Origin of the sequence: Arthrobacter silviterrae (assembly GCF_011045165.1) — a bacterium.
In the GTDB taxonomy this organism is placed as follows: domain Bacteria; phylum Actinomycetota; class Actinomycetes; order Actinomycetales; family Micrococcaceae; genus Specibacter; species Specibacter silviterrae.
Map to the genome: position 1 here is coordinate 105710 of NZ_JAAKZI010000007.1, position 26010 is coordinate 131719.

Sequence of the window (26010 nt, forward strand, 5' to 3'; positions counted from 1 at the left end):
GGTGCAGCTGGCCGCCCGTCCGCCGGGAAGGGAAAAACCGTGTCCCCCACGGGCCCCGCCTCTTGATACCCTTGATAGTTGAGTCCTACAGGAAAGGGAGCGGGCCGGCCGTCACCGGCTGCCCGCCGTTCTCATCCTGCAATTCGAACGCCGCATCCGCAGCAAGCGGTTTGGCCGCCCTTGGCCAAACCGCGCGGGTGATGGCATTTCCTCAGACGAAAGAAGTACACGGCGCGTGTTCAACTCCCTATCTGACCGGTTGACAGCAACCTTCAAGAACCTGCGCGGCAAGGGCCGGCTCAGCGAGGCCGACGTCGACGCCACGGTGCGGGAGATCCGCCGCGCCCTGCTGGACGCCGACGTTGCCGTTCCGGTGGTGCGCGAATTCACCGCCAAGGTCCGTGAACGCGCCCTGGGGGCCGAGGTCAACGAGGCGCTGAACCCCGCGCAGCAGATCGTCAAGATCGTCAACGAGGAGCTGGTGGCGATCCTGGGCGGGGAGACCCGGCGCATCAACCTGGCGAAGAACCCGCCCACCGTCATCATGCTGGCTGGCCTCCAGGGTGCGGGCAAGACCACGTTGGCCGGAAAGCTGTCCAAGTGGCTCAAGGCCCAGGGCCACAGCCCCCTGCTGGTCGCCGCCGACCTTCAGCGCCCCAACGCCGTCAAGCAGCTGCAGGTCAACGGCGAGCGTGCCGGCGTGCCCGTGTTCGCCCCGCACCCCGGCGTCAGCAGCGAATTTGAATCCGCCACCGGCGATCCCGTGGCAGTGGCCCGGGCCGGCGTGGCCGAGGCCAAGTCCAAGCTGCACGACGTGGTCATTGTTGACACCGCCGGGCGCCTCGGCATCGACGCCGAGCTGATGAAGCAAGCCGCGGACATCCGCGCCGCCATCAACCCGGACGAAGTGCTGTTCGTCATTGACGCCATGATCGGCCAGGACGCCGTCACCACGGCCCAGGCCTTCAACGAGGGCGTGAACTTCACCGGCGTGGTGCTTTCCAAGCTCGACGGCGACGCCCGTGGCGGCGCGGCACTCTCGGTTGCCTCCATAACGGGCAAGCCCGTCATGTTCGCCTCAACGGGTGAGTCGCTGGACGACTTTGAGCTGTTCCACCCGGACCGCATGGCCAGCCGCATCCTGGACATGGGGGACGTGCTCACGCTCATTGAGCAGGCGGAAAAGAACTGGGACAAGGGCGAAGCCGAGCGCATGGCGCGCAAGTTCGCCGACCAGGAAGACTTCACCCTGGACGACTTCCTCTCCCAGATGCAGCAGATCCGCAAAATGGGATCCATGAAGAAGATGCTGATGATGATGCCCGGCGCGGCAAACATCCGCCAGCAGCTGGAAAACTTTGACGAGCGCGAGATCGACCGCGTTGAGGCCATTGTCCGGTCCATGACCCCGCACGAGCGCGTGGCGCCAAAGATCATCAACGGCTCCCGCCGTGCCCGCATTGCCAAGGGCTCCGGTGTGCACGTCTCTGAAGTCAACGGCCTGCTGGAGCGTTTTGGCCAGGCACAGAAAATGATGAAGAAGATGGCCCAGGGCGGCGGCATCCCCGGCATGCCGGGCATGGCCGGCCCCGGCGGCTTCAAGGGGTCCCGCAAGGGCAAGCAGGCACCCAAGAAGAAGGCCCGATCCGGAAATCCCGCCAAGGCAGCCGCTGAACTCCGCGCCGCCGAGGAAAGGGCCAATGCGCCCAAATCCCTTCCCACGGGCGCTGCGTTCGGGGCGGCCAACGAGGACTTCGACCCGGCCAGCTTGAACCTGCCCAAGGGCTTTGAGAAGTTCCTGGGGAAATAGCAGGGCTGCCGGAATTTTTGAAGGTACCCAGACTTTCCCGGGAATGTGGGTCTAGAATCCAGCCTAGGAGCTGCGTGAGGACCAAACAGATCTGCCGCCGCGGCTCCAGCCAGGAGGCGCATCATGAAAAAATTGCGGACTCATGGGGGGATTCGGAAGAAGACCTTCCGGATTTTTGGAAGCATTGCAGTGGTTTTGCTGGCATTGACCGGTTGCTCTTCGGGAAATGGTTCCCCGACGGCGACTACGGCCTCAGGAAATGCCCCAGGGAAATCTGCTGACACGGCAACCTTTGCCGATCCACCAAACACGGTGCCGAATTGGATTTGGCCTTTTTCGCCACTTGCCAATTTTTCGGTTTCCAATTCATCTGACCTGCAGTACCTGTTGTTCCGGCCAATGTACTGGTTTGGCAACAACGGCAAGGCGGAGGTCAGCGACTCGCTCAGCCTGGCCGCCGAGCCCGTCTACAGCAACGGCGGGAAGACGGTCACGATCAAGCTGAAGGACTACAAATGGTCCGACGGCACCAGCCTCACGGCCCAAAACGTGATGTTCTGGTACAACATGCTGAAGGCGGAAAAGAAGAATTACGCCGCCTACACGCCCGGCCAGTTCCCGGACAACATCGTCTCCGTGTCCACGCCGGATCCGAAGACGGTGGTGTTCACCACTGACAAGGCCTACAGCCAGCAGTGGTTCCTCTACAACCAGCTGAGCACCATCACGCCCATGCCGGATGCCTGGGACATGACGGCCGCCGGCACCAAGGGCGACTGTGCCACGAACGAATCCGGCTGCGCCGCCGTCTATGCGTACCTGGTGGCCCAGTCCAAGGACCTGCCCACCTACGCCACCAACCCGCTGTGGCAGGTGGTGGACGGGCCGTGGAAGCTGTCCAAGTTCAATGCCGACGGCAACATCACGTTTGTTCCGAACCCCACCTATTCCGGGCCGGTGAAGGCCAGCCTCAAGCAATTCATTGAGGTCCCCTTCACCACGGACGACGCCGAATTCCAGGTTTTGCGCGGAGGCAACACCATCGATGTTGGTTACCTTCCGACCCAGGACCTGGCGGCCGCCAAGTCTGCCACCACGGGACCGGCGGAAGCGGGGCCAAACCCGTTGAGCGCAAACTACCAGCTGGCACCGTGGTTTCTCTACGGCGTCAACTACTTCCCGATCAATTTCAACAACCCGACAGTGGGGCCGATCTTCAAGCAGCTCTACTTCCGGCAGGCACTGCAGTCAGTGGTTGACCAGCCCGGGGTGCTCAGTTCCGCAGCCAAGAACTATGGCGTGCAAACCACGGGCCCGGTGCCGCTCTACCCGGACAGCCCGTTGATCTCACAAACCGAGAAGAACAATCCCTATCCGTTCAGCATTGCCGCGGCAAAGAAGTACCTCACGGACAACGGCTGGACCGTCAATGCCGGAGGCACCAGCGTTTGTGCCAAGCCGGGAACGGCGGCCGGTGACTGCGGTCCCGGAATTGCGGCAGGGGCAAAGCTGGACTTCAACCTGCAGTATGCAAGCGGCCAGCAGACCATCACTACGGCCATGCAGTCGCTAAAGTCGAATGCAGCCCAGGTTGGCATCACCTTGAACATCACCCCGGCCCCGTTCAACACGGTGACCGGAACAGCGATCCCCTGCTCGGGCAAGACTTGCACGTGGCAGATGGGCAACTGGGGTGGCGGCTGGGTGTACGCACCTGACTACTACCCGACAGGCGAAGTCCTCTGGGAGACGGGTGCCGGCTCCAACAGCGGCAGCTACACCAACCCGGCCATCGACAAGCTCATCATCGACACCACCACGCAAAGTGGCACGGCCGTGATGCGAGCCTACGAGGATGCCCTGGCGAAGGACCTGCCGGTCATTTGGCAGCCAAACTACACCTACAGCCTCACCGAGGTGGCCAACGGGCTCCAGGGCGCAACGGTGCAAAACCCGTACAGCGCCATCAACCCCGAGGAATGGCACTACTGAACAGCTGGTGCAAGGCATCATGATTGGCTACATACTGCGCCGCCTGGCCCAGTCCATCCTGGTGGTCCTGGTGGTGACGGTCATTGTCTTCATCTTGCTGCACCAGCTGCCCGGCGGGGCGGCACGGGCCATCCTGGGGCCGCGGGCGACCGCGCTCCAGGTGGCCCAGTTCAACACTGCGAACGGCTACGACCAACCCCTGCTGATCCAGTACTTCAGGCAGCTGGGCGAGTGGTTTACGGGCAATTTCGGCTTTTCCATCAAGCTCAACCAGTCCGTCAGTTCGCTGCTTGCGCAGCGGCTGCCCAAAACCATCGTCCTGAGCCTGCTGTCCCTGGTCCTGACGGTGGTCGTGGCCGTCCCCCTGGGCATTTACCAGGCCGTCAGGCGCAACCGCACCTTTGATTACGTCGCCACCGGCCTTTCCTTCATTTTCTATGCGGCGCCCACATTCTTCATCGGCATCATCATGATCGAGGTCTTTTCCCAGAACCTGGGCTGGTTCCCGCCGGAAGCGCCGCAATCAAACGGGGTGGGACCCATCTTCGAGCAGTTCGATGCCATGGTCCTGCCCGTTGTCACGCTGGCGCTGCTGAGCATAGCCGGGTTCTCCCGCTACATGCGTTCCTCGGTGCTGGACAACATTGACCAGGACTATGTGCGAACGGCCCAGGCCAAGGGGGCTTCGCCGCAGCGCGTGCTGTACCACCATGTTCTTCGCAATGCGCTGATCCCCATCATCACCTTGCTGGGGCTGTCGCTCCCGGCGCTCTTTGCCGGGGCACTGGTGACGGAATCGATTTTTAACTTCCCCGGCATGGGCCTGCTGTTTTGGCAGGCGGCCCAATCATCTGACTACCCGGTGGAGCTGGGTGTGGTCATCATCACCGCCTTCGCCACGGTGGCCGGCAACCTGCTGGCTGACGTGTCCTTGGCGATCATCGATCCGAGGGTCAAGCTATGAGCGATCCAGGCAGGGCGCAGGTGGATTCCCTCGGCGAAATGCCACCACCCGAACCGGCAGCGGCCGCCCCCACCGGGCTGCCCGTCGGCCAGGCCAAAAGCATGTTCCAGCTCGGCTTTGAGGTCTTCATCCAAAACAAGCTCGCCATCGTCGGCATGGTGGTCCTGGTCCTGGCGGTGGTGTTCTGCTTCGTGGGACCGCTTTTCTACCACACGGACCAGGTGACCGTGAACCTGTTGACCACCAACCTCCCGCCGGGGCCCGGCCATCCGCTGGGCACGGATGAAACCGGCTATGACCAGCTGGGCCGGCTCATGGTGGGCGGGCAGGCTTCCTTGACCATTGGCTTTGCAGCCGCCATCATCGCCACCATTGTCGGAACGGTGTGGGGCGCCATCGCAGGCTTCTTCGGCGGCCTGGTCGACGCCGTCATGATGCGCGTGGTGGACGCGATCCTCTCCATCCCCATCCTGTTTCTGCTGCTGTTCATCGTCACCATCGTCAGGCCCAGCATCCCGGTCATGATCTTTGTGCTGGGGCTCACGGCGTGGCTGGTCCCCGCCCGCCTGGTGCGCGGGGAGTCCCTGACGCTTCGTGTTCGCGAGTACGTCCAGGCCGTGCGTGTCATGGGCGGCTCCTCGTGGCACTCGGTGCTCCGGCACATCATGCCCAATGTGATAGGCACGGTCATTGTCAACGCCACGTTCCAGGTGGCGGACGCCATTTTGCTCATCGCCTACCTTGGGTACCTGGGCCTGGGCATTTCACCGCCCGCCACCGACTGGGGCGGCATGCTCAGCAACGGCACGGCCTTCATCTTCACCAACTACTGGTGGCTCATTTACCCTCCGGGGATCCTGATCATCGTGGTGGTGGTGGCCGTCAACCTGGTGGGCGACGGCCTGCGCGACTCCGTGGAGGTGAGGCTGCAGCGGCGCTGAGAAAAAACCCCAGGGAACATGCCGGCGGCGCCCGGCCCGCCGGCGTCGTGCCTGGCAAGGAACCCGGCACGGAATTGGGCCCGGAAAATGTGGAAGGGAAGGCATTATGGCACTGCTGGAGATCAGGGACCTGAGTACGGACATCGCACTGAGCAAGTCCGTGGTGCATGCCCTCGACCACGTCAGCCTGCATGTGGACGCCGGGGAAACGCTGGGGCTGGTGGGGGAGTCCGGCAGCGGCAAGACCATGACGGCCATGTCCATTGAGCGCCTGCTCCCGCCAGGCGGCCACATCACCGGCGGGGAAATCCTCTTCGACGGCGAGGACCTGGTCCAGCTGGAGGAACCGCGGCTGCGCGAAATCCGCGGCGGGGACATCGGCATGATCTTCCAGGACCCCATGACCTCGCTGAACCCCGTCATTCCCGTGGGAGACCAGGTGGCGGAACCGCTCATGCTCCACCGCGGACTGTCCAAGGCGGAGGCCATGAAACGGGTGGTGGAAATGTTCGGCCTGGTTGGCATCCCCAGCCCGCTACAGCGCACCCGTGACTTCCCGCACCAGCTTTCCGGCGGCCAGCGCCAGCGCGTCATGATCGCCATGGCGCTGATCTGCCAGCCGAAGCTGCTCATCGCCGACGAGCCCACCACGGCCCTGGACGTGACGGTGCAAAAGCAGATCCTGGAGCTGGTGGACAGGCTGCGCCAGGAGTTCCACATGGCCATGATCCTGGTGACGCACGACCTGGGCGTCATCGCTGGCAGCGCCGACCGTGTGGTGGTCATGTACGCCGGCAAGGTGGCCGAGATGGCGGACGTCCACACCTTGTTTGCCGCCCCCAAGCACCGCTACACCGATGCCCTGTTCGAGGCCCTGCCGGAGCGCGCGGCCGGCACGGGAGAGCGGCTGTACTCGATCCCGGGCCTGCCGCCGGACCTCGTGGAGCCGCCGCCCGCCTGCCGGTTTGCTCCGCGCTGCCGCTTTGCAGTGGACGCCTGCCGGGCCCAGGTGCCGCCCATGACCCGGATCAATACGCCCTACGGCCCGCAGGAATTTGCCTGCTTTGTCCCGCGCACCACGCCCTTGCATGAACCCGAGCCCATGGACCTGCGCACCGTGGTGCCGGAGGTTGCCCGGGTGGAGCCCGCGGAGGTTGGCGGGCGGGGCTGGGTGGCGCCCACCACGTTCATCCCGGCCGACGGCGTGCCGATCCTTCAGGTGCAGGCCCTGGTCAAGGACTTCCCGGTGACGGCCGGGGCCATCCTGCGCCGGCACGTGGGCGACATCAGCGCCGTCGCCGACATCACCGTCTCCATCCCCCGCGGGCGGACGCTGGGTCTGGTGGGGGAGTCGGGCTGCGGAAAGACCACGCTGGGACGGCTGGTGGTGGGCCTCGACGTGCCGACGGGCGGGAAGATCCTGTTCCGCGGCCGGCGCATTTCACAGCTCCGCGGCCGGGAGGCCAAGGAGGGGCGGCGGAACGTGCAGTTCATGTTCCAGGATTCCTACGCCTCGCTGGACCCGCGCATGCGCGTGCGCTCCATCCTGCGCGAGCCGCTGGACATCCAGCACGTGGGGACCCCCCGTGACCGCAATGAGCGGGTAGATGAGCTGCTGGCCGCCGTCGGGCTTCCCGCCCGCGCAGCCGAGAGATACCCGCACGAATTTTCCGGCGGGCAGCGCCAGCGCATCGGCCTGGCGCGCGCCCTGGCCCTCCAGCCCGGGCTGATCGTGGCTGACGAGCCCGTTTCCGCGCTGGACGTGTCCATCCAGGCCCAGGTGCTGAACTTGATGAAGGAGCTCCAACGCGACCGCGAGCTGACATATCTGTTCATCAGCCACGACCTGTCAGTGGTGCGCTACCTTTCCGACGTCATTGCCGTCATGTACCTGGGGCGGATGGTGGAGGTGGGGCCGGCTGCGGAGGTGTACTCGCACCCGCAACACCATTACACGCGCGGGCTGATCGACACCATTCCCATTCCGGACCCGGTGGTTGAGCGCCAAAAGGCCAAGCTGGGCGTGCGCGGTGAACTGCCCTCCGCCATGAACCCGCCCAGCGGCTGCCGATTCCGCACCCGCTGCCCCATGGCGCAGGACATTTGCGCGAGGGTGGTCCCGCCTCTGCAGCCCGGCGGCGGATCGGAGCCCATGGCTGCCGCCGAGGTTGAGGCTGCCGTGGCTTCCGCCGCAGCCCGCGGAACCGTTCCGCACATGACCGCCTGCCACTTTCCCATCAACGGGCACTCCGCCGCCGACACATTGGTTGAGGGAGCAGTCTCCCCGGTGGCGTAGTGGGGGGTGCCCGTTCAATGCCCTGTCAGGCCCATCCGGTACCCTGCTTGAATGACAAAACCCCGGATCGTGTTCGTGCACGGGATCGACGGCTTCGGAGCGGCAGCCTGGCCGGTCCAACACCGCCTGGCCGGGCGCTACGATGCCCTCTTCCTCAAGCGCACCGGCTTCGACGCGGCGGCGCCTCCCGTGCCCACCGAATATGCCGCGGATGTACGAATGGTGCTTGACGCGCTCGACGGCGGCGCCCACCTGGTGGCCCACGCCCAGGGTGCCATTGCCGCTGTGATGGCTGCCGTGGAGCAGCCCGGACTGGTCAAGTCCCTGGTGCTGGTGGAACCGGCACTGCTCTCGCTCACCACTGAACTGCCCGCCACCAGCGCCTATCGCGAGCACCTGGAACCGCTGTTTTCCCGGAGCGCCACGATGACTGACGCTGCCTTCTCCGCCGAATTCCGCAGGCTGACGGCGTCCATGGCAGGCTCGGGCGGTGCCGGACCCGGCATTTCCGGTGGCGGAGCGGGGCTGCCGGGCCGGCTCCCCGGTCCCGGACCGGTTGAATCCTCGGCGCGGATCGCCGCCCGCATTCACCTGCAGGCACCACTGTGGGAGGCCCCCGTGCACATTGTCCCCGGGGTGCCCACCCTGGTGCTGACCGGCGGGTGGGAGCCGCTCTATGAGGAGATTGCGGACTACCTCGCCGCCACCGGTGCCCGCCACGAAGTCACCGGCGGCGGGCACCGGCCGCAGGATTCCGAGACGGGGGCGGCCCTGATTGAGGAATTCATCGCCGGCCTCGAATCCGGCCTCGAGGCCGGCTCCGGGGACGGCAGCTAAGCGGGGGCCTCCGACTTGGTGTGGGATCTGGCTGATTTCCGTTTTTGATGATGTGGTGGTTTTGGGCAGTGGTGGGGCCGGCCTTTCTGCCGGTGGTGATCCATGTTGGGTTCCTTGGCGGCTTTCGGGTTCAGTTCGGGGATGCGTCGCACGACCAGCCGCCCGGGGATCCGTTCGGCCTTCGTCCTCGGGAGAACGGGGTGAACGGGATCTTGGCGACCTCGCGGCGCCCTTGCGCAGGCGCTGGGCGATGATCACCGGTGCGGCGTCTTCCCCGAATGGTGTCCCGAACAAGGGCGCCGTCCGGCCCAGGCGCATCACCGGGACCAGGCCCGAAACCCACCGATGGATCACGGCCAAGCGGGGCCGAAAACCCAGTGCACAGGTGCGCTGGCCACTGTTTGGGAAACAAGTTCTTCATCCAAGCCCAGCAGTCCCGGCATCAGGGCCCGCATCAGCAGCGGTCCCGTCAAAAGGTCGCAGGCACATTCAACGTCGGGGTTTGGAGGGATTTCGCCGCGCCCCGCCACGCGGAGGATGATCAAGCCGGCGCCGAACCGGCGTGGTGACAGGAACTCGTCCACAAAAAATGCGTCGCAGGTCCAGGTCGGTCTGCAATGAATGCAGGAAGCCGGCCATGCATCGCTTGACCAGTGGATTTGAAAACAGGTCGAGCTTGACGCGCTGAATCGCTTCGAGGTCCTCTGGCAGGTTTCCCGAATTGAGGCTCCGGTCAAGGTCTATGGCGAAGCGGTCCGGCAGCAGGTTCAGGACCAGATGGGGAAATCCTTCAAAGCGGCGGTAATAGGCCGGCCGTGTCGTCTTGGCACATGAGGCAACACCTTCGACGGAAACGGCGGTGAAACCCCGCTCAAGAAGGAGCTCTGCGCCTTAAACAGGGCGGTGTCAAGGTTGGTGTTTCGCGGGCGTGCGACAGTTGCGACCGCAACGGTACACGGTGTAATGCTTCGCAATGTACGACTACTTGCAGCAACGCGGAGAGGCGGCCGAAATTATATTGGTCTATGGTGCCGGTTCCATGGGAGCACGCATGCGGCCCTGGCCTGCGAATCGGGAATGGACGTGACACTCGCCGGGCGGCCCTCGGCCCACCTGGCCAAACTGGGTCACAGCCTCGGGGTACCCTGCCGAACCGCAAGCCTGGACAACCCCCGCCAGCTGGACGCCATGCTCGTCGGCGTGCCGAATGTCGTCAACACGGTCGGCCCGTTCACCTGCGCTGCCCCTGTACTGATGCGCGCCTGTCTCAGGAACGGCTGCAACTACCTGGACCCCTCCAACGAGGCTGCCACCTTCCTCGACGCGTGGTCACTGAAACAGGAGGCAGCGCAGGCCGGCGTGGCCGTTGTCACTGGAGCAGGCTTCGGCACGGCAGCCGCGGAATGTCTTGCCACACACGTCAGTGAAAGAATCCATGACCCATCCACACTGAATATCGTCCGCACCTCCAGCCACGAGGCACACACCCCGGGGGTGAAAGTGACCATGCTCGAACTGCTCATCACACCGGGGCAGGCGTCCGGGACGGCCTATGGAGTGCGCGCGGATTCAAGACTGCCGCATTCGATCTGCCGGAAGGACGGCGCACCGCAATACCGATCGCCGTCCTTCCGGCAGATTCGCATTTCCAATCCAGCCACGGCCCTCACGGTCGGCAAAATCATCGGGCCCAAACAGATTCTGAACCTCCCGGGCATCACGATCACCGACCTCCAAGATCCGGACAAGGCGAAGAATGTCGAGCGGAAAAACACACTGACGCGAACGCCTTCCCGTGACTACTGCCGACAACACCCTCCGAACCCACGCTGATTCCCGTGCACCTCCTGGAACTGGCTCACCCGGCGATCCAGCATCGCTTCGCTGACGGGCGGCACACATTACGATCGTCCACAAGAAGGTGCCTCAGGGCACTGGCGCGCAGGAGTAAGCCGTGGCAGCGGTCGGGGGCGGGGGATCTGGCCTTAGCCGAGGACCAGCCTTGCGGCCTCGGCAAAGTTCGCGGCCGTCCGGTCATCATGAGCCTTGCAGTGCCTCCCCACCAGCGCGTCGACCGCTACCTGTACACGCCGAGTCTCTGCGGCGCGGCCGGGCCGGATGAAACCACAGCCATCCACAACAACGTAGCCCCATTCATGGAGGGTCTTGCAGCCAAGCGAGCAAGTGAGCATCGCGTTGGCTATGAAGTCCATCCGTTCCTGGTCGTCGGAATGGCTGCGAGGCTTGATGAGGGCGGCGCTCAGGAGCCGAGCGGACAGTTCCTCGCCGCAGATTGAGCATGGCGCACTTCGACGCTCGCCCAAGATGTTCCGGCGCAAAAACTCCTGCTCCAGACGGAGGTCGGAGAAGCCCTGTGTGTCGGGCTCCCCGGAGCCCCAAACATGGCCGGGGAGGCCGTGCAGGCTGCCCGCCTCGGCCTCCGGCACGCTGAGGCCCGCCGCCGCCAGCAGTGCGGCGCCCTCATCGTCGGCCAGGGGCGATAGGTAGCGCCGTTCCGGTCTTCCCGCCGCGGTGAACGGGCCTTGGGTGCCGGGCGACGTCAGCTTCGCCGCACGGTCCCTATGCACACGAAGCCCAGTCGCAATGGTATCGACGCGGACCAGCCAGCCGTCATTGCCCTGGCCCACCATTGCCTCGTAGCCATCTGGGCGAGGATAGTCGTGCCATTCCTTGGCCACGAGGCTGACGGCCCGGACGTACGGCCCGAAGTAGTGGAAAACCACGTCCCCTTGTCGCATGTCCTTCAACGCGGTCAGGCCCCTCGTGAGGACGCCGTCGGCTGATGGGCAGCCCCACAGGGTGCCCTCCTTGATTGCTGTCTCGTAGTTCCGGCCGTGACTGGCCCACCAGTAGCGCATATCCGGTTCTCCTAGCGTATAGCTGGTTCCCACCCTTGAACCCCCAGCGGATCCAAGACTCCCGCATCGGTGGCGCCACTTGTGGTGCCCCGAACACCAGTGTCAGGGGCACATGCTTAGAGATCTCTGAGAACCCCCAAAACAGGCAGCCGCTTTCCGATGGGACGCACAGTGCAGACGATTTTGGACCTACAGCGCAGTCGTCTTCGGAAAATGACAGCTTCACTGAAACTTCACTGCCTTGGCCTTGATCCACCGACCTGGTGTGGGGTCTGTCTGATTTCCGGTTTTTGATGGTGTGGTGGTTTTTGGGCAGTGGTGGGGCCGGCCTTGCCGCCGGTGGTGTTCCATGTTGGGTTCCTGGGCGGCTTTCGGGTTCAGCCCGGGGATGCGGCGCACGACCAGCCGCCCGGGGATCCGTTCGGCCTTCGTCCTCGGAGAGAACGGGGTGAACGGGATCTTGGCGACCTCGGCCGCTGACACCCACGCGTGGGCCTCTTCGCGTCGCGGGCGGGCAAGTTCGCGGCGCCCTTGCGCAGGCGCTGGGCGATGATCACCGGTGCGGCGTCTTCCCCGGACGGTGTCCCGAACAAGGGCGCCGTCCGGCCCAGGCGCATCACCGGGACCAGGCCCGGTCTGCGGCACCGGATTCTCCTGGTCAAAGGAAACTGACAGGGACGCACGGCTGTGGGACATGTGCATCCGCGCGATGCCCTCTTTTAGGTACGAAGATTTGACCGTGGTAGCCGTACCTCCCTCTAAATGACGGGCATTTCGTGTTTAAAACGCCGAGCAACCCCGCGGCCCACCGATGGATCACGGCCAAGGCGGGGGCCGCCCCCCGCCCGGGATGGTCCACCGTGGCGCCGGCCACCTTGTTGCCCTGTCGCCGTTCGCCGCATGGCCGCAGAATGGAAGGACGGCAGCAGTGCGGCACTATCGAGGAGCAAACAATGCGGAATGTCATCCTGTACATGTCAATGTCCGTTGACGGGTTTGTTGGCAGCGTCCGTGAGCATCCGGGGATGGCAGTCCCCGAAGGCTCTGCGTTGAAGCAGTGGAAGCTTGAGGGGATCAGCAAGGCCGGTGCACATCTCATGGGGCGTGTCACCTACCAGGAGATGTCGTCGTTCTGGCCCACCTCGGAGGACCCCTACGCATCGCCAATGAACGACATCCCCAAGGTCGTGTTCTCGGCCACGCTCCGCGACGACGAGGCCACGTGGCCGCAGACCAGGGTCGCGCGCGGCGACCTCGCCACCGAGATCGCCACCATCAAGGCAGACCCGGGCCCCGACGTGATCGTCTGGGGAGGTGCCGGGCTTGCCGGCGGGCTCGCCGCTGCGGACCTGATCGACGAGTACCGCCTCCTGGTCCAGCCGATGGTCCTGGGGCGCGGCCAGGCCCTGTTCGACCGGCTTTCGGAATCACGGCATCTTGAGCTGGTTGGGAGCACCCCCTTCCCCAGCGGCGTCGTCGTCCAGGTCTACCGGCCGCTGAGGGGCTGAAGCGGGTCACCCACGTGGCGCGTTCGGAAGGCCGAAGCGGTCATCCAGCCCGGTCGGCGGCGCTAAGGGCGGGGAACCACCAGCTCGGGGAGGTACACCGTGCCCCCGGCCGCCCGGAACTCGGCGCTCTTGGCCGCCATGCCGCCGGCAATCAGCTCCTGATCCGCCGTGTCGCCGTAGGCGTCCCGAATGTCCTGGCTGATCCGCATGGAGCAGAACTTGGGGCCGCACATCGAGCAAAAGTGCGCCGTCTTGGCCGGCTCGGCGGGCAGCGTCTCGTCGTGAAAGGCCTCCGCCGTCGCCGGGTCCAGGGACAGCGAAAACTGGTCCCGCCAGCGGAATTCAAAGCGGGCCTTGGACAAGGCGTCGTCACGGTCCCGCGCACCCGGGTGGCCCTTGGCCATGTCGGCCGCATGCGCCGCGATCTTGTAGGTGATGACGCCTGTCTTCACGTCGTCCTTGTTGGGCAGCCCCAGATGCTCCTTGGGCGTGACATAGCAGAGCATGGCCGTCCCGTACCGGGCGATCTCCGTGGCACCGATCGCCGAGGTGATGTGGTCGTAGCCCGGGGCAATGTCGGTGACCAGCGGGCCCAAGGTGTAGAACGGGGCGCCGTCGCACAGCTCCTGCTGGCGCTCCACATTCTCCCGGACCAGGTGGAAGGGAATGTGGCCGGGCCCCTCCACCATGACCTGCACGTCAAATTCCCAGGCCCGCCTGGTCAGCTCGGCCAGGGTGTCCAGCTCCGCAAACTGGGCGGCGTCGTTGGCGTCGGCCGTGGAGCCCGGGCGCAGGCCGTCGCCGAGGGAGAAGGCAACATCGTAGCGGGCAAAGATCTCGCACAGCTCGTCAAAATGGGTGTAAAGGAAATTCTCCCGGTGGTGCGCCAGGCACCAGCCGGCCATGATGGACCCCCCGCGGGACACGATCCCCGTGACCCGGTTGGCCGTGAGCGGGACGTAGCGCAGCAGTACACCGGCGTGGATGGTCATGTAGTCCACCCCTTGTTCGCACTGCTCGATCACGGTGTCGCGGAAAATCTCCCACGTGAGCTTGTCCGCCTCGCCGTTGACCTTTTCCAGGGCCTGGTAGATGGGCACGGTGCCGATCGGGACGGGGGAGTTGCGGATGATCCATTCCCGCGTGGTGTGGATGTCGTCACCCGTGGAGAGGTCCATGACCGTGTCGGCGCCCCACAGCGTGGCCCATTGGAGCTTGTCCACTTCTTCGGCGATGGAGCTGGTGACGGCCGAGTTGCCGATGTTTGCGTTGATCTTCACTAGGAATGCCCTGCCGATGATCATGGGCTCGGACTCGGGGTGGTTGATGTTGCTGGGAATGATGGCCCGGCCGGCCGCCAGCTCGCGGCGCACCAGTTCCACGTCGCAGTTTTCGCGGAGCGCCACAAAACGCATTTCCTGGGTTACGACGCCGGCCCTGGCGTAATGCATCTGGGTCACGGTGCGTCCCTCCCGCGACCGCAGCGGCGCCCTCCTCGTACCGCGCCATTCCGCGGAGGCGGCGCCGCGCCGCTGGGCCGAGCGACCGTCGTCGAGCAGTTCGCGCGCCCGGCCCTGATAGTTTTCGCAATCCCCGCGAGCCGCAATCCAGGGGTCGCGCAGCGGCGGCAGTCCGCGGACCGGGTCGCTGCCCGGGCCCGCTGTCCGGTACACCTGAAGGGGCGGATTTTCCCGGCCTGGCGCCGAATCCTCCAGTGCAATGGACGTCACAGGGACCCGCAGGCCGTGGTCGGGGTCAGTCAGCCAGGACAGCGTGTGGGCAGGGCTTTGTTCGGTGGAATTCACAGGGTGGTGCTCACTTCCTTCGCCGGCATTACCCGGACAGGTTCAACGGTCCCGGGCAGCTACAGCCCGTGTCTCAGCCCCTGCTTCGGGGCTCCCGTGTGGTCAAGATTGAAGGTACACGAGAAGAGGGTGTCGGTGTCAAGCCGTAGGATCGTTCCATGCTGGAAATTCGTCCCGCGGCGCTGAGTGAATTCTCGCTTTTGCCTGCCCTGGAAGCGGACGCGGACCGGGCATTTGCCACCCTGGACCCGCCGTTCCCTCCGGGGGCGCCGGCGGACTTTCCGCCGCCCGGCACTGCGGAATCCTATGCGGGCGCGTTCCACATCGTGGTTGCCGGGAGGCCCCCCGTGGGCTTTGCGCGGCTGGAAATTGTCGATGGCCAGGCGCACCTGGCCCAGCTTGCTGTCAGCCCCGAGCACGCCCGGCAGGGGATTGGGCGGGCGCTGGTCCTGGCGGCCAAGGCGTGGGCCCTTGAGGCAGGATTCCGCGCGATGACGCTGTGCACCTTTGCCGAGGTGCCCTTCAACGGCCCGTTCTACGCCAGCTGCGGCTTTGCCGAGCTGGCCGACAGGGCGCTGGCCCCTGAACTGCGCCAGCTGCGCCGCGAGGAAGCAGCGCTGGGGCTCGACGCCATGGGCCGGCGCGTGGCCATGTCCGCCGAACTTCGCTAGGAAATCCCCGCCCCAATTCCCCACGGCACAAATGGGTCATCTGCCCCATGCCACCGGGACGCCGCGGCCCTATGCTGGCCGGACCAGGGCAAAAAAGGGAGAGGGCCATGAAGACAACCACACCACGGGAATGGGCAGAGGCGGCGGAACAGGCTGCCATCCAGCCGCCCGACACCGCAGAACACTTTGCCGGCTACGCGGTGGTCGGGGTGCCCTTTGGTTCCGGCCATTACCTGGCATTCCGGCGCTTCCCCACAAGTTCGGTGGGCCCGGGGTACCGTGCCGTATGGCTGCGCACCCCCGCCGGACAGTGGACGATTTACGCAGATGCCCCGCCGGAGCTCAGCTGTGCCCGATACTTTGGCGCCGCCTTGGCGCGGGCCGCCACCGCTCCGGTCAACGCCGAGTGGACCGGGCCCGCGGCACTCACGGTCCGCGTGCCCGGCGTGGTGCAGTGGGAACTGGAATTCGGCGCAACGTGGGTCACGCGGGCTGCAACGGCAACGGCCCTGCGATTTCCTGCCGCACTGTGGCGCCGGGACAGTGTGGTCAACGCCATGGCCGCCATGATGGGGCCCGCGCTGGGCGCGGGACGGATGAAACTTGCCGGGATTGTCCCCAACGGCCAAAGTTTCCAGGCCAGGCCGCTGCGGATTTGGGCCGTCACGCGCAGCCGTGCCGCCATTGGGGGCAAGGACGCGGGTACCCTGCGGCCGCTCCCCGGCCAGGCACGCCTGGGTGATTTTTGGCTCCCCCAGCGGGGCCTGTTTGCGGCGGACCTGGGCATCAGGTACCCATCCACCGCGGCACCCCACCACATACCGGATCATGAAAGGGCGGCGCAGCACCATGAGCATCATTGAAACCATTCCCGAATCGGCTGCCGCGGGACTCGTGGCACAACTGTATGCCGACGACCTCAAGGCCATGGGCTACGTTCCCAGCCACACCCGCGCCATGGCCCTGAATCCCGAGGCGCTTGCTGCCTGGCGGGCGCTGCAGGCGGCCATCGCTGGCTCGCTGGGCGTGCGGCGCTACGAGCTGGTGACGCTGGCCGCCGCACGCGGCCTCGGCTCCGCCGCATGCCTGCTGGCACACGGCCTCAAGGCCCTGAAGTTCATGCCGGCGGAGCAGCTGGAGCGCGTGGCACGCGACTACCGCACCGCCGGCCTCCCCGCGGACGAGGTGGCCATGATGAACTTCGCCCTCAAGCTCAGCACCGCCTCCGCCACCATGGACGACGCCGATTCCCAGTCCCTGCGTGACGCCGGCTTCAGCGACAGGGAGATTGTGGACATCGCCCTGGCTGCCGCGGCCCGCAACTATTTCAGCAGGGCGCTGCACGCACTGGCAGTGGACGTTGACGTGCCTCCCGGACTGGCTCCCGGGCTGCAGGACGCCCTGCTCGCACCCGTGGGCGGGGCGGGGCGTCCGGCACTCCCGGCGGCCGCGGGACCGGCAGCGGCCGGCACTTGAAGCCGGTGCGGAACCTGCGCCCGCCGTAGAATGGGGGTGTGGCGGCACAGGATTTCGGCGGCTCCTTCCGGTCTCCCACGGCCCACGGGCCGGCGGGCGCAGTGCCGCGGCCCCCCGCCACGGCCAGGCGCGCCGAAGTGCTGGCGGCCCTGTCCCTGGCCATCGATCTGGGGCTTGGCCAGCCCATGGAGCACATGCTGCGCGCCATGCTGTTGGGGGTGCGGATGGCCGATCTGCTGGGGCTTGGGCCGGAGGCGCGGACCCGAACCTACTATGCCAACCTGCTGGCCTGGATTGGCTGCCATGCGGACTCCTTCGAACTGGCTGCCCGTTTTGGCGACGACATCGGCTTCCGCGCCGACTACTACCTCATTGACGCCCACGGGCTGCCCATGCTGTCGCTGATGCTGCACCATACCGGCACAGAGCTGCCGCCACTGCGGCGCGCCGCCCGGCAGTCGCACTTCGCGGCAACGGCGGGCACGGCGGTCAGGAAGCTGATCCGTTCGCACTGCCTCTCCGCCGGGCAACTCGCCGACAGGGTGGGACTGGACCCGGCCATGCCGGCGATCCTGCGCCATGCCTTTGAGCGCTGGGACGGCAAGGGACTCCCGGCGGGGAGGTCCGGCGTCGAAATTCCGCTGGAAATGCGCATCGCGCAGCTGGCGGACACAGCCGAGGTGTTCCTGCGGACAGGCGGCCTGCCGGCCGCGGTGGACATGGTCCGGCAGCGCCGCGGCACGCAGTTCGACCCAGAGTTGGCGGAGCTGTTTTGCGCACGGGCCGCCGGCCTGACGGCGGGGCTGCTGGAGGCGGACCCGTGGCCGGCAGCCCTCGCCGCGGCCCCGGGGGACGACGAGCTGACCGAGGCCGGCATGGATGCCGTCCTGGCCGCCATGGGGGACTTTGCCGACCTGAAGTCCCCCTGGACGGCAGGCCATTCCCGGGCCGTGGCCGCCCTCGCGGCCCGCGCCGCCGAAGCGTACGGCTTTCCCGCGGACGGGGTGGAGCTGCTGCGCCGTGCCGGTTGGGTCCACGACCTGGGCCGCATGGGTGTCTCCAATGCGGTCTGGGACAAGGCAGCCGGGCTGTCCTCCATGGACCGGGAACGGATGCAAATGTACCCGTTCCTCAGCGAGCGCATCCTTGGAAGGGTGCCCGGCCTGCGGCGGGTGGCAGCGCTGGCGGGGGCGCACCGTGAGCGGCTCGACGGCTCCGGCTATCCGCGGGGTCTCACGGGCGCCGGGCTCGATTCTGGCCAGCGCCTGCTCGCGGCGGTTGACGCGTACCAGTCGGCGGTGGAACCGCGTCCGCACCGGCCGGCAGCCGTGCCAGCGGATGCCGCCCGCAGGCTGCACGAAGACGCCGTCTCCGGGCGGCTGGACCAACGCGCCGTCGATGCGGTCCTGGCGGCGGCGGGTCCGGGGGCGGGTCATGGGACGGGTCGGGAGGCAGGCACGGGAGCCGCCCGTCGCCGCAGTCCAGCCGCCGGACTGACCGCGAGGGAACTCGAGGTGCTTTCGCTGCTGTGCCGGGGCATGAACAACAAGGACATAGCGGCCGCCCTGTTCATTGCCCCCAAAACGGCCCGGAACCATGTGGAGCACATCTATGAAAAGACCGGTTCGGCCAACCGGGTGTCGGCCACACTGTTTGCCCTGGACCACGGCCTGTGGGACAGGGAAGGCGGACTGCCGGCCCCAGGCAAGGAATAACTTGAAGCTTCAAGTAGTTTGCTAGACTATGACCACCACAAACCTTGGAGCAGCCATGACCACCCAGCACGACCTCCTCTCCGCCGACCTGCATATGGGCACCGTGATGCTCAAGGTGGGCGACATGCGCCTGATGGGCGACTACTACCAAAAGGCCCTCGGCCTGGACGTGGTTGCCGAAGCCGACGGCGGCCAGTACCTGGGCCGCGGCTCCGTGCCCCTGGTGCACCTGCAGCCGGCCGGCGGGCTGCACATTCCGGGCCGGGGCGAGGCCGGCTTGTTCCACACCGCCCTGCTTTTCCAGGACCAGGCCTCGCTGGCCGCCACCGTGGCCAGCGCCGCCCAGTATGACCCCCAACTGTTTGCCGGCAGCGCAGACCACCTGGTCTCCGAGGCGTTCTACTTCACCGACCCCGAAGGCAACGGAATTGAGCTTTACTGGGACCGTCCCCGCACTGAGTGGTCCTGGTCCAACGGTGCCGTGGAAATGGACTCCCTGGCCCTGCCCCCGCAGCGCTACCTCCAGCAGCACCTGACTGAAGCGTCGGTGAGCGGGCAGCGGGACGCGGGCGCCGGCGTCGGCCATGTCCACCTCCAGGTAGGTGACGTGGCCACGGCGGAAAAGTTCTACGTGGACACCCTCGGCTTTGAAAAGACGGCCGGCTGGCACGGGCAGGCACTGTTTGTCTCCGCGGGCGGGTACCACCACCACATGGCCATGAACGTCTGGAACAGCCGCGGCGCCGGCCCCCGCAAGGACACGCTGGGCCTGGGCGAGGTGCTGATCACGGTCCCGGGGCAGGACGACGTCGGGGCGCTGGCAGAGCGCCTGGCCCGCCGTGGCGTCGCCATGGCCGACACCGGCGCCGAAATTGTCTTTGACGATCCGTGGCGGAACCGGATTCGCGTTAGTGTTGAGGCAGAAGCTGCCGCAGCACACCGCTGAGCGGCTCCGGCCCGGGCCGGACCAACCCACCGAAAGGCACCAGCTTGGCAAGCTACTCAGAATTCTTCATCGCGGACCACCACCAGGCCGTTGCCCGCGCCAAGGCCCGGGAAGCCGGAAAGTCGCCCGCCATTGACGTTCCCGTCCTGCCGACGCCGGGGCTCAGCGACTTTGAGATCGAAGTCCTGGGCGGGCTGGCCGTGAAAAAGGTGCATGCCACGGGAGTTGCTGCCGAACTGAGCCTGGTGGACATTGAACTGGACACCCTCTATGCCGTGCCGGATGCCCTGCTGGAAGTGTTTGCCGAGCTTGACAGCCTGGAGGACCAGGAGGACGTGTCCGAACTGGCTGCGGAGTGGGCGGCGGCGGAGGAAATGGAATCCACCCCGGAGGTCACCGAGCCGCTGGTGCGCGCCCTGGCAGCCATGTCCGTTGCAGCCGCCAAGGCGGCCGACGACAACGCGAAGATGGGCCTGTTCTTCTTTTCCGCCGAATAACCACTTCACAGACCCCTTCATGGGCCCCTTAGCGCCGGGCGATGACGGACAACACGCCGGGGCGCGTCGCACGGGTGTCCAATTATCTGGCATAATGGACGGGTACTCGATCCGCGCGGCCCCTCTCTCCGGGCGATGATCCTGTCCTTAGAAATCCGCTGACCGGCCCGCCCCACGGGAGCGTGAAACGGAGTTCGCCCCTTTTTCGAACCAGGAGTAACCACAAACGTGGCCGTAAAGATTCGCCTTAAGCGCTTTGGCAAGATGCGCGCACCGTACTACCGCATCGTCGTCATGGACGCACGCGCCAAGCGTGATGGCCGTGCCATCGAAGAGATCGGCAAGTACCACCCCACCGAGCAGCCTTCCTTCATCGAAGTGAAGTCTGACCGTGCCCAGTACTGGCTCGGCGTCGGCGCACAGCCGACCGACCAGGTCGCCAAGATCCTGAAGATCACCGGTGACTGGCAGAAGTTCAAGGGCATCAAGGGCCAGGAAGGCACCTTGAAGACCAAGGAAGCCAAGGCTCCCTTTGTCGCCCCCGAGGCAACCAACCTGGTTGTCAAGGAAGCCATCACCAAGAAGGCTGCCAAGTCTGACGAAGCCGAGGCGCCCGAGAGCACCGAGGCCGAGTAAATTGTTGGCTGAAGCGCTGGAGCACCTTGTCCGCGGGATTGTTGACTCTCCCGACGACGTCAAGGTGGCTGTCAAGAACAACCGCCGCGGGGAATCCCTCGAGGTGCGCGTTCACCAGGACGACCTGGGCCGGGTAATCGGCCGCCAGGGCCGCACCGCCCGCGCGCTGCGCACGGTGGTTGCCGCACTGGCGCACGGCGAGCCTGTCCGCGTTGACGTTGTCGACACGGACCGCCGCCGCTAGCCTGCCGCACCAGGGAACCTTGCGCCCGCACAGGGTTGGGGGTTTTCAGCAACAAGCCAAGCCTTTTGGCCCCGGCACCATAATGGTGTCGGGGCCAAATTTTTTCCACCTACCAATTTCCCAGGAGTTCACATGCAGGTTCAAGTTGCCCGGATCGGCAAGCCACACGGCATCCGCGGCGAGGTGACGGTGCTGGTCCTCACGGACGCCCCCGATTCCCGCTTCGCCGCCGGCGCCCAATTCGCCGTCGAGCCGGCCAAGCTGGGCCCCCTGACAGTGGCCAGTTCCCGCTGGAACAAGGACATCCTGCTGCTCGGGTTTGAGGGCACCACGACCCGCAATGAGGCCGAACTGCTGCGCGGGGCCACCTTGTTCTTTGACTCAGATGACGATGGGGACGACGACGCCTGGTACGAACACGAATTGCTGGACCTTGAGGTCCGGGTTGGCACGGAGGTGGTGGGCAAGGTTGCCGGGCTGCGCACCCTCCCCGTGCAGGACCTGCTGATAGTTGAAGACAACGACGGCGACGAAGTCCTGGTTCCGTTCGTGGATGAAATTGTCCCCGAGGTCAACCTGGAGGACGGTTATGTGCGTCTGACCCCGCCGGACGGGCTGTTCAGCGTGAACAAGGACGTTGAGGGCAAGGCTTCCGAAAGCAAGGAAGCCGACGGCACGGGCACGGAAGGCGCCGGGCAATAATGCGTCTTGACGTTGTCAGCATCTTTCCGGAATACCTGGCGCCGCTGGAACTGAGCCTGATCGGCAAGGCCCGCACCGACGGCCTGCTGGACCTGCACGTCCACGGTCTGCGGGATTACACCTCGGACCGGCACCGCACGGTGGATGACACCCCTTATGGTGGCGGCGCCGGCATGGTCATGAAGGCCGAGCCCTGGGCCCTGGCACTGGGCGACATCGCGGCCCAGGTGCCCGCCCGGAGACCCACCCTCATAGTTCCCTCGCCCGCGGGGGAGGTGTTCAACCAAAAGCTGGCCTATGAGCTGGCGGAGGAGGAACACCTCGTGTTTGCCTGCGGCCGGTACGAAGGAATTGACGAGCGCGTCCTGGAGTGGGCTGCCGAGCAGTTCACGGTGCGCCCTGTCAGCCTGGGCGACTACGTGCTCAACGGCGGCGAAGTGGCCGTGCTGGCCATGGTTGAGGCCATTGGCCGGCTCATCCCCGGAGTGGTGGGCAACCCCGAATCCCTCATTGAGGAATCCCACTCCGACGGCCTGCTGGAATACCCCGTCTACACCAAGCCGTCCACCTGGCGCGGACGTGACATCCCGGAGGTGCTGCTCAGCGGCAACCACGGCAAGATCGCCAAGTTCCGGCGTGAGCACCAGCTGCGCCGGACGGCGGCCCGGCGCCCCGACCTCATCGCGGCCCTGGACGTCTCCCACTTCAGCAAGACGGAACGGAACGTCCTCTGGGAACTGGGCTACGCCGTCGTCGACGGCAAGGCCGTGCCCCGCGACGCCGATTAGCGGCGCAGGGGCGGCGTGTGGAATAATCAGGCAGTGTGCCTGCTGGGCGCGTTCCTGCCACAGGGGGAGCGTTCGTCAACAGTTGCGGCACAGCCTGTGACCCGCCAATGGGTCTGTGGGCTACGAAACTTTTTACTTTCCGTGACTGGCTGCGTGCCGTCCATGGAAAGTGTGACACAAAGCAAGTGACCTGTGGCGTTTGCCTGGAGTTGTGAAATGCATATTCTCGATTCTGTCGACGCAGCCAGCCTGCGCAGCGACATCCCCGCCTTCCGCGCCGGTGACACCCTCAACGTTCACGTGAACATCATTGAAGGCTCCCGCGCACGTGTCCAGGTGTTCAAGGGCTTTGTCCTTGGCCGCCAGGGCGACGGCGTCCGCGAGACCTTCACGGTCCGCAAGGTCTCCTTCGGTGTCGGCGTGGAGCGTACCTTCCCGGTGCACTCCCCGGTCATCGATAAGATCGAGGTCGTCTCCAAGGGCGACGTTCGCCGCGCCAAGCTGTACTACATGCGCAAGCTGCGCGGCAAGGCTGCCAAGATCAAGGAAAAGCGCGACAACATCCCCGGCAAGTAAGGGATTCGCACTTTGATCCACACGAAACGCCGGTCCAGGAAACTGGGCTGGCGTTTTGTTGTTCTGGCCGTGGTGGTGCTGTTCCTGTTGACTGCAGTGGTGCGCAATGTGTGGGTGGATGTCTACTACATTCCCTCCGCATCCATGGAGCCCCTGCTGCTCCCGGGCGACCGCGTGCTGGTTTCCCGGACCGACTATTCCACCACGCCCGTCAAGCGCGGCGACGTGGTGGTCTTTGACGGCACAGGCTCCTTCACCCCCTACGATTCCGGCAACGGGCCACTCCTGGACGCCGCCATTGGCGTGGGGCAGTGGCTGGGGTTTGTGCCCAACAACAACATCTACGTCAAGCGCGTCCTGGGCGTGGCCGGTGACACGGTCAAGTGCTGCTCGGCGGCGGGCGAGCTGGAAGTTAACGGCGTCCCCATTGCTGAGAATTACCTGTATCCCGGGGACAAGCCCAGCGAGTTTGCATTTGATGTCACGGTGCCTCAGGGTACATTGTGGCTTATGGGCGACCACCGCAACGTATCCTTGGATTCGCGGTCACTGCTGGGTTCGCCCGGTGGCGGGTTGATCTCCACCGACAAGGTGATCGGCCGCCCGTGGGCCACGGTGTGGCCGCTGGGGCGGATCCACGCACTGGTGCGCGACGCCGTTCCTGCGAAGTGACCGACGCCCTCCCGACCCCCCGGACTGAACTTTAAGGAAGCACCGCACATGCAGCAGAATGCGCCCGGCGATCCCGGCCCCGGCAACCCCGGCCAGGACGACGGCGGCAACCCCGACGGCGGCCAGCCCGAGGGTGGCCAGCCCGAGACTGCGTCGACGCCGGGCGCGCGGGTGCCCGAAGGTGAAACAACGGCCTTGGAACGCGTCAGCAACACCGTGTGGGCGTGGAGCAAGGAAATAGTCACCATCCTGGCCATTGCCATTGTGCTGTCCTTCCTGATCAAGACCTTCCTGTTTCGCGCGTTCTACATCCCGTCCGGGTCCATGGAGAACACGCTGGAAATCAATGACAGGATCTTTGTGAACCTGCTGGTGCCCCAGCCCTTTGCGCTCAAGCGCGGGGACGTGGTGGTGTTCAAGGACACCCAGGGCTGGCTGGCCAATGTGCCCAAGAGCACCGGCCCGTTTGCCTGGGTCGGGGACATTGCCACGTTCATCGGCCTGGCGCCCGACAGCTCGCAGCAGCACCTCGTCAAGCGCGTCATTGGACTGCCGGGGGACAGGGTCAAGTGCTGTGATGCCGATGGCAAAATGACCATCAACGGCAAGGCCATCACCGAGCCCTACCTCTTCCCGGGGGCCTCGCCGTCGGACACCACCTTTGATGTCACCGTCCCCGCCGGGCACCTCTGGGTCATGGGCGACCACCGCAACGACTCCGAGGACTCACGCGCCCACCAGGCTGCGAACGGCACCGGCTTTGTGCCCATTGCCGACGTCGAAGGGCGGGCAGTGGTCATTGCCTGGCCGCTGGACCGCCTGGGCATCCTGGGCAACTACCCCAACGTTTTCGCGGACGTCCCCGCGCCTGCCAGCGCCGCCAGCCAGGGATCGCCGTCGGCCATCCCCGCCGGACAGTAATGGCCTCCGCGGCCCCCACCCTTGAGTGGGAACGTGAGCTGGCCGGCCAGGGATGGACGCTGGTGGCCGGCTGCGACGAAGTGGGCCGCGGCGCCCTGGCCGGGCCCGTGAGCGTAGGCCTGGTGGTCATCGAGGCTGCCAAGGCCCAGGAACTGCCGGGGGTCAAGGACAGCAAACTGCTGCGCGAGCCTGTGCGCGAGGCGCTGGTGCCGGCCATCCGGGAATGGGCTCCGGCCAGTGCCGTGGGGCACGCAGCGGCGTCCGAAATTGACGGGCTTGGCCTCGTGGCGGCGCTGCGCCTGGCCGGCACGCGCGCGCTGGCCCAGGTGGCCGCCGAGCTGCTCCCGGACTTTGTCATCCTGGACGGCAACCAGGACTGGCTGTCCGTGCCGGTGCAGGCGGACTTGTTTTCCACGGGTGCGGCTACAGGTGCCGGCGCCCCGATGGCCGTGCGGACGCGCATCAAGGCCGACATGACGTGCCTGTCGGTTGCGGCAGCCAGCGTCCTGGCGAAGGTGGAGCGTGATTCGATGATGGTGGGGCTGGCCCGGGACTTCCCACAGTTTGGCTGGGACGCCAACAAGGGGTACGCCACCGCGGCCCACCGCTCCGCCATTGCGCTGCACGGCCCCACGGAGCTGCACCGGCGGACGTGGCGGCTGGTCTAGATTTTGGCAGCTGGCGCCCGCCGGGTTCGTGGGCACCGCCCATGTGATGGATGATGGAACCATGAGCGCTGAGGATTTGGAAAACTACGAGACCGACATGGAGCTCCAGCTCTACCGGGAGTACCGGGATGTCGTCAACCTTTTTAGCTATGTGGTGGAAACCGAGCGCCGGTTCTACCTGGCCAACCACGTGGACCTGCAGGCCCGCTCCGCCGACGGCGAGGTGTACTTCGACCTGACACTCCAGGACGCGTGGGTGTGGGATGTCTACCGCACGGCCCGCTTTGTCAAAAACGTCCGGGTCATCACCTTCAAGGACGTCAACGTTGAGGAACTGATCAAGACGGACGACCTCCAGATCCCCAAGGACGGCCAGCTGGGCCCCCTCGGTTAGCTCCAGGCACCCGGGGAGGACGACGGCGGAACGCAGCTTCCGCCGTCGTCCTCCTTTTTTGCGGGCATGCCC

General features: G+C 65.8%; 27 protein-coding genes and 1 riboswitch. Of the genes, 24 read left to right on the forward strand and 3 right to left on the reverse strand.

Annotation, left to right across the window (positions count from 1 at the left end):
* Positions 1–235: 235 nt before the first annotated feature.
* From ffh to G6N77_RS06190, 7 genes are all read left to right on the forward strand, one after another.
* Positions 236–1810 carry a signal recognition particle protein gene (gene ffh / locus G6N77_RS06160; RefSeq protein ID WP_165181144.1) on the forward strand — a complete coding sequence of 525 codons (1575 nt, stop codon included), beginning with the start codon at positions 236–238 and terminating at the stop codon, positions 1808–1810.
* A gap of 74 nt (positions 1811–1884) precedes the next feature.
* Positions 1885–2091 carry a hypothetical protein gene (locus G6N77_RS06165; protein WP_165181145.1) on the forward strand — a complete coding sequence of 69 codons (207 nt, stop codon included), beginning with the start codon at positions 1885–1887 and terminating at the stop codon, positions 2089–2091.
* A 118-nt stretch (positions 2092–2209) separates the two neighbouring features.
* Positions 2210–3802, forward strand: a complete 1593-nt coding sequence (locus tag G6N77_RS06170) for an ABC transporter substrate-binding protein (RefSeq protein ID WP_165181146.1) — start codon at positions 2210–2212, stop codon at positions 3800–3802.
* Between the two features lie 19 nt (positions 3803–3821).
* Positions 3822–4766, forward strand: coding sequence for an ABC transporter permease (locus G6N77_RS06175; RefSeq protein ID WP_165181147.1), 945 nt, complete (start codon positions 3822–3824; stop codon positions 4764–4766).
* Positions 4763–5707, forward strand: coding sequence for an ABC transporter permease (locus G6N77_RS06180; protein ID WP_165181148.1), 945 nt, complete (start codon positions 4763–4765; stop codon positions 5705–5707). The genes G6N77_RS06175 and G6N77_RS06180 overlap by 4 nt, the downstream gene beginning before the upstream one ends.
* A 106-nt stretch (positions 5708–5813) precedes the next feature.
* Positions 5814–8003 (forward strand): ABC transporter ATP-binding protein, encoded by a 2190-nt coding sequence (locus tag G6N77_RS06185; RefSeq protein ID WP_205678044.1) that lies wholly within the window; start codon positions 5814–5816, stop codon positions 8001–8003.
* A 51-nt stretch (positions 8004–8054) separates the two neighbouring features.
* Positions 8055–8840 (forward strand): alpha/beta fold hydrolase, encoded by a 786-nt coding sequence (locus G6N77_RS06190; protein ID WP_165181149.1) that lies wholly within the window; start codon positions 8055–8057, stop codon positions 8838–8840.
* Positions 8841–9190: 350 nt separating this feature from the next.
* Here G6N77_RS06190 and G6N77_RS20420 read toward each other — a convergent pair whose 3' ends face one another.
* Positions 9191–9424 (reverse strand): TetR-like C-terminal domain-containing protein, encoded by a 234-nt coding sequence (locus G6N77_RS20420; protein ID WP_165181150.1) that lies wholly within the window; start codon positions 9422–9424, stop codon positions 9191–9193.
* Between the two features lie 493 nt (positions 9425–9917).
* Here G6N77_RS20420 and G6N77_RS06205 point away from each other — a divergent pair, with 493 nt between their 5' ends.
* Complete coding sequence (locus G6N77_RS06205) at positions 9918–10673, forward strand: saccharopine dehydrogenase NADP-binding domain-containing protein (protein WP_165181151.1); 756 nt, start codon at positions 9918–9920, stop codon at positions 10671–10673.
* Between the two features lie 152 nt (positions 10674–10825).
* Here G6N77_RS06205 and G6N77_RS06210 read toward each other — a convergent pair whose 3' ends face one another.
* Complete coding sequence (locus G6N77_RS06210) at positions 10826–11719, reverse strand: hypothetical protein (protein ID WP_165181152.1); 894 nt, start codon at positions 11717–11719, stop codon at positions 10826–10828.
* 953 nt (positions 11720–12672) lie between these two features.
* On the opposite strand from G6N77_RS06210, the gene G6N77_RS06215 reads away from it, so the two are divergent.
* Entirely contained in the window at positions 12673–13227 is a 555-nt protein-coding gene (locus G6N77_RS06215) for a dihydrofolate reductase family protein (RefSeq protein ID WP_165181153.1), read from the forward strand.
* 62 nt (positions 13228–13289) lie between these two features.
* On the opposite strand, the gene thiC is transcribed toward G6N77_RS06215, so the two are convergent.
* A complete protein-coding gene (gene thiC / locus G6N77_RS06220) occupies positions 13290–15032 on the reverse strand; it encodes a phosphomethylpyrimidine synthase ThiC (protein WP_165181154.1) in 1743 nt (580 codons plus the stop codon).
* Positions 15030–15140: riboswitch (TPP riboswitch) on the reverse strand. Its footprint overlaps the gene before it by 3 nt.
* 50 nt (positions 15141–15190) lie before the next feature.
* Here thiC and G6N77_RS06225 point away from each other — a divergent pair.
* The 15 genes from G6N77_RS06225 to G6N77_RS06295 all read left to right on the forward strand — a co-directional run bounded on the left by G6N77_RS06225 (position 15191) and on the right by G6N77_RS06295 (position 25938).
* Positions 15191–15703 carry a GNAT family N-acetyltransferase gene (locus tag G6N77_RS06225; RefSeq protein ID WP_165181155.1) on the forward strand — a complete coding sequence of 171 codons (513 nt, stop codon included), beginning with the start codon at positions 15191–15193 and terminating at the stop codon, positions 15701–15703.
* A gap of 107 nt (positions 15704–15810) precedes the next feature.
* A complete protein-coding gene (locus tag G6N77_RS06230; protein WP_165181156.1) occupies positions 15811–16566 on the forward strand; it encodes a hypothetical protein in 756 nt (251 codons plus the stop codon).
* On the forward strand, positions 16553–17179 hold the full coding sequence (locus G6N77_RS06235) for a carboxymuconolactone decarboxylase family protein (protein ID WP_165181157.1): 627 nt from the start codon (positions 16553–16555) through the stop codon (positions 17177–17179). Before G6N77_RS06230 ends, G6N77_RS06235 begins: the two co-directional genes overlap by 14 nt.
* Before the next feature lie 38 nt (positions 17180–17217).
* Positions 17218–18894 (forward strand): HD domain-containing phosphohydrolase, encoded by a 1677-nt coding sequence (locus G6N77_RS06240; protein WP_306986889.1) that lies wholly within the window; start codon positions 17218–17220, stop codon positions 18892–18894.
* 55 nt (positions 18895–18949) lie between these two features.
* Entirely contained in the window at positions 18950–19840 is an 891-nt protein-coding gene (locus tag G6N77_RS06245; protein WP_165181158.1) for a VOC family protein, read from the forward strand.
* Positions 19841–19884: 44 nt separating this feature from the next.
* Positions 19885–20337: a hypothetical protein gene (locus G6N77_RS06250; RefSeq protein WP_165181159.1), complete on the forward strand. Its 453-nt coding sequence runs from the start codon at positions 19885–19887 to the stop codon at positions 20335–20337.
* Positions 20338–20565: 228 nt separating this feature from the next.
* Positions 20566–20973: a 30S ribosomal protein S16 gene (gene rpsP, locus G6N77_RS06255; RefSeq protein WP_165181160.1), complete on the forward strand. Its 408-nt coding sequence runs from the start codon at positions 20566–20568 to the stop codon at positions 20971–20973.
* 1 nt (position 20974) lies between these two features.
* Positions 20975–21217, forward strand: a complete 243-nt coding sequence (locus G6N77_RS06260; RefSeq protein ID WP_165181161.1) for an RNA-binding protein — start codon at positions 20975–20977, stop codon at positions 21215–21217.
* Between the two features lie 132 nt (positions 21218–21349).
* Positions 21350–21919 carry a ribosome maturation factor RimM gene (rimM, locus tag G6N77_RS06265; RefSeq protein WP_165181162.1) on the forward strand — a complete coding sequence of 190 codons (570 nt, stop codon included), beginning with the start codon at positions 21350–21352 and terminating at the stop codon, positions 21917–21919.
* The gene (trmD, locus tag G6N77_RS06270; protein ID WP_165181163.1) at positions 21919–22707 is read left to right on the forward strand and encodes a tRNA (guanosine(37)-N1)-methyltransferase TrmD; all 789 of its coding nucleotides are present in this window, start codon (positions 21919–21921) and stop codon (positions 22705–22707) included. Before rimM ends, trmD begins: the two co-directional genes overlap by 1 nt.
* 216 nt (positions 22708–22923) lie before the next feature.
* Positions 22924–23283 carry a 50S ribosomal protein L19 gene (rplS, locus tag G6N77_RS06275; RefSeq protein ID WP_165181164.1) on the forward strand — a complete coding sequence of 120 codons (360 nt, stop codon included), beginning with the start codon at positions 22924–22926 and terminating at the stop codon, positions 23281–23283.
* 12 nt (positions 23284–23295) lie between these two features.
* Positions 23296–23955: a signal peptidase I gene (gene lepB / locus G6N77_RS06280; protein ID WP_165181165.1), complete on the forward strand. Its 660-nt coding sequence runs from the start codon at positions 23296–23298 to the stop codon at positions 23953–23955.
* A gap of 48 nt (positions 23956–24003) precedes the next feature.
* Complete coding sequence (lepB, locus tag G6N77_RS06285; RefSeq protein WP_165181166.1) at positions 24004–24876, forward strand: signal peptidase I; 873 nt, start codon at positions 24004–24006, stop codon at positions 24874–24876.
* Positions 24876–25544, forward strand: a complete 669-nt coding sequence (locus G6N77_RS06290; RefSeq protein ID WP_165181167.1) for a ribonuclease HII — start codon at positions 24876–24878, stop codon at positions 25542–25544. The genes lepB (G6N77_RS06285) and G6N77_RS06290 overlap by 1 nt, the downstream gene beginning before the upstream one ends.
* A 61-nt stretch (positions 25545–25605) precedes the next feature.
* Complete coding sequence (locus G6N77_RS06295; protein WP_110501570.1) at positions 25606–25938, forward strand: DUF2469 domain-containing protein; 333 nt, start codon at positions 25606–25608, stop codon at positions 25936–25938.
* Positions 25939–26010 lie beyond the last annotated feature (72 nt).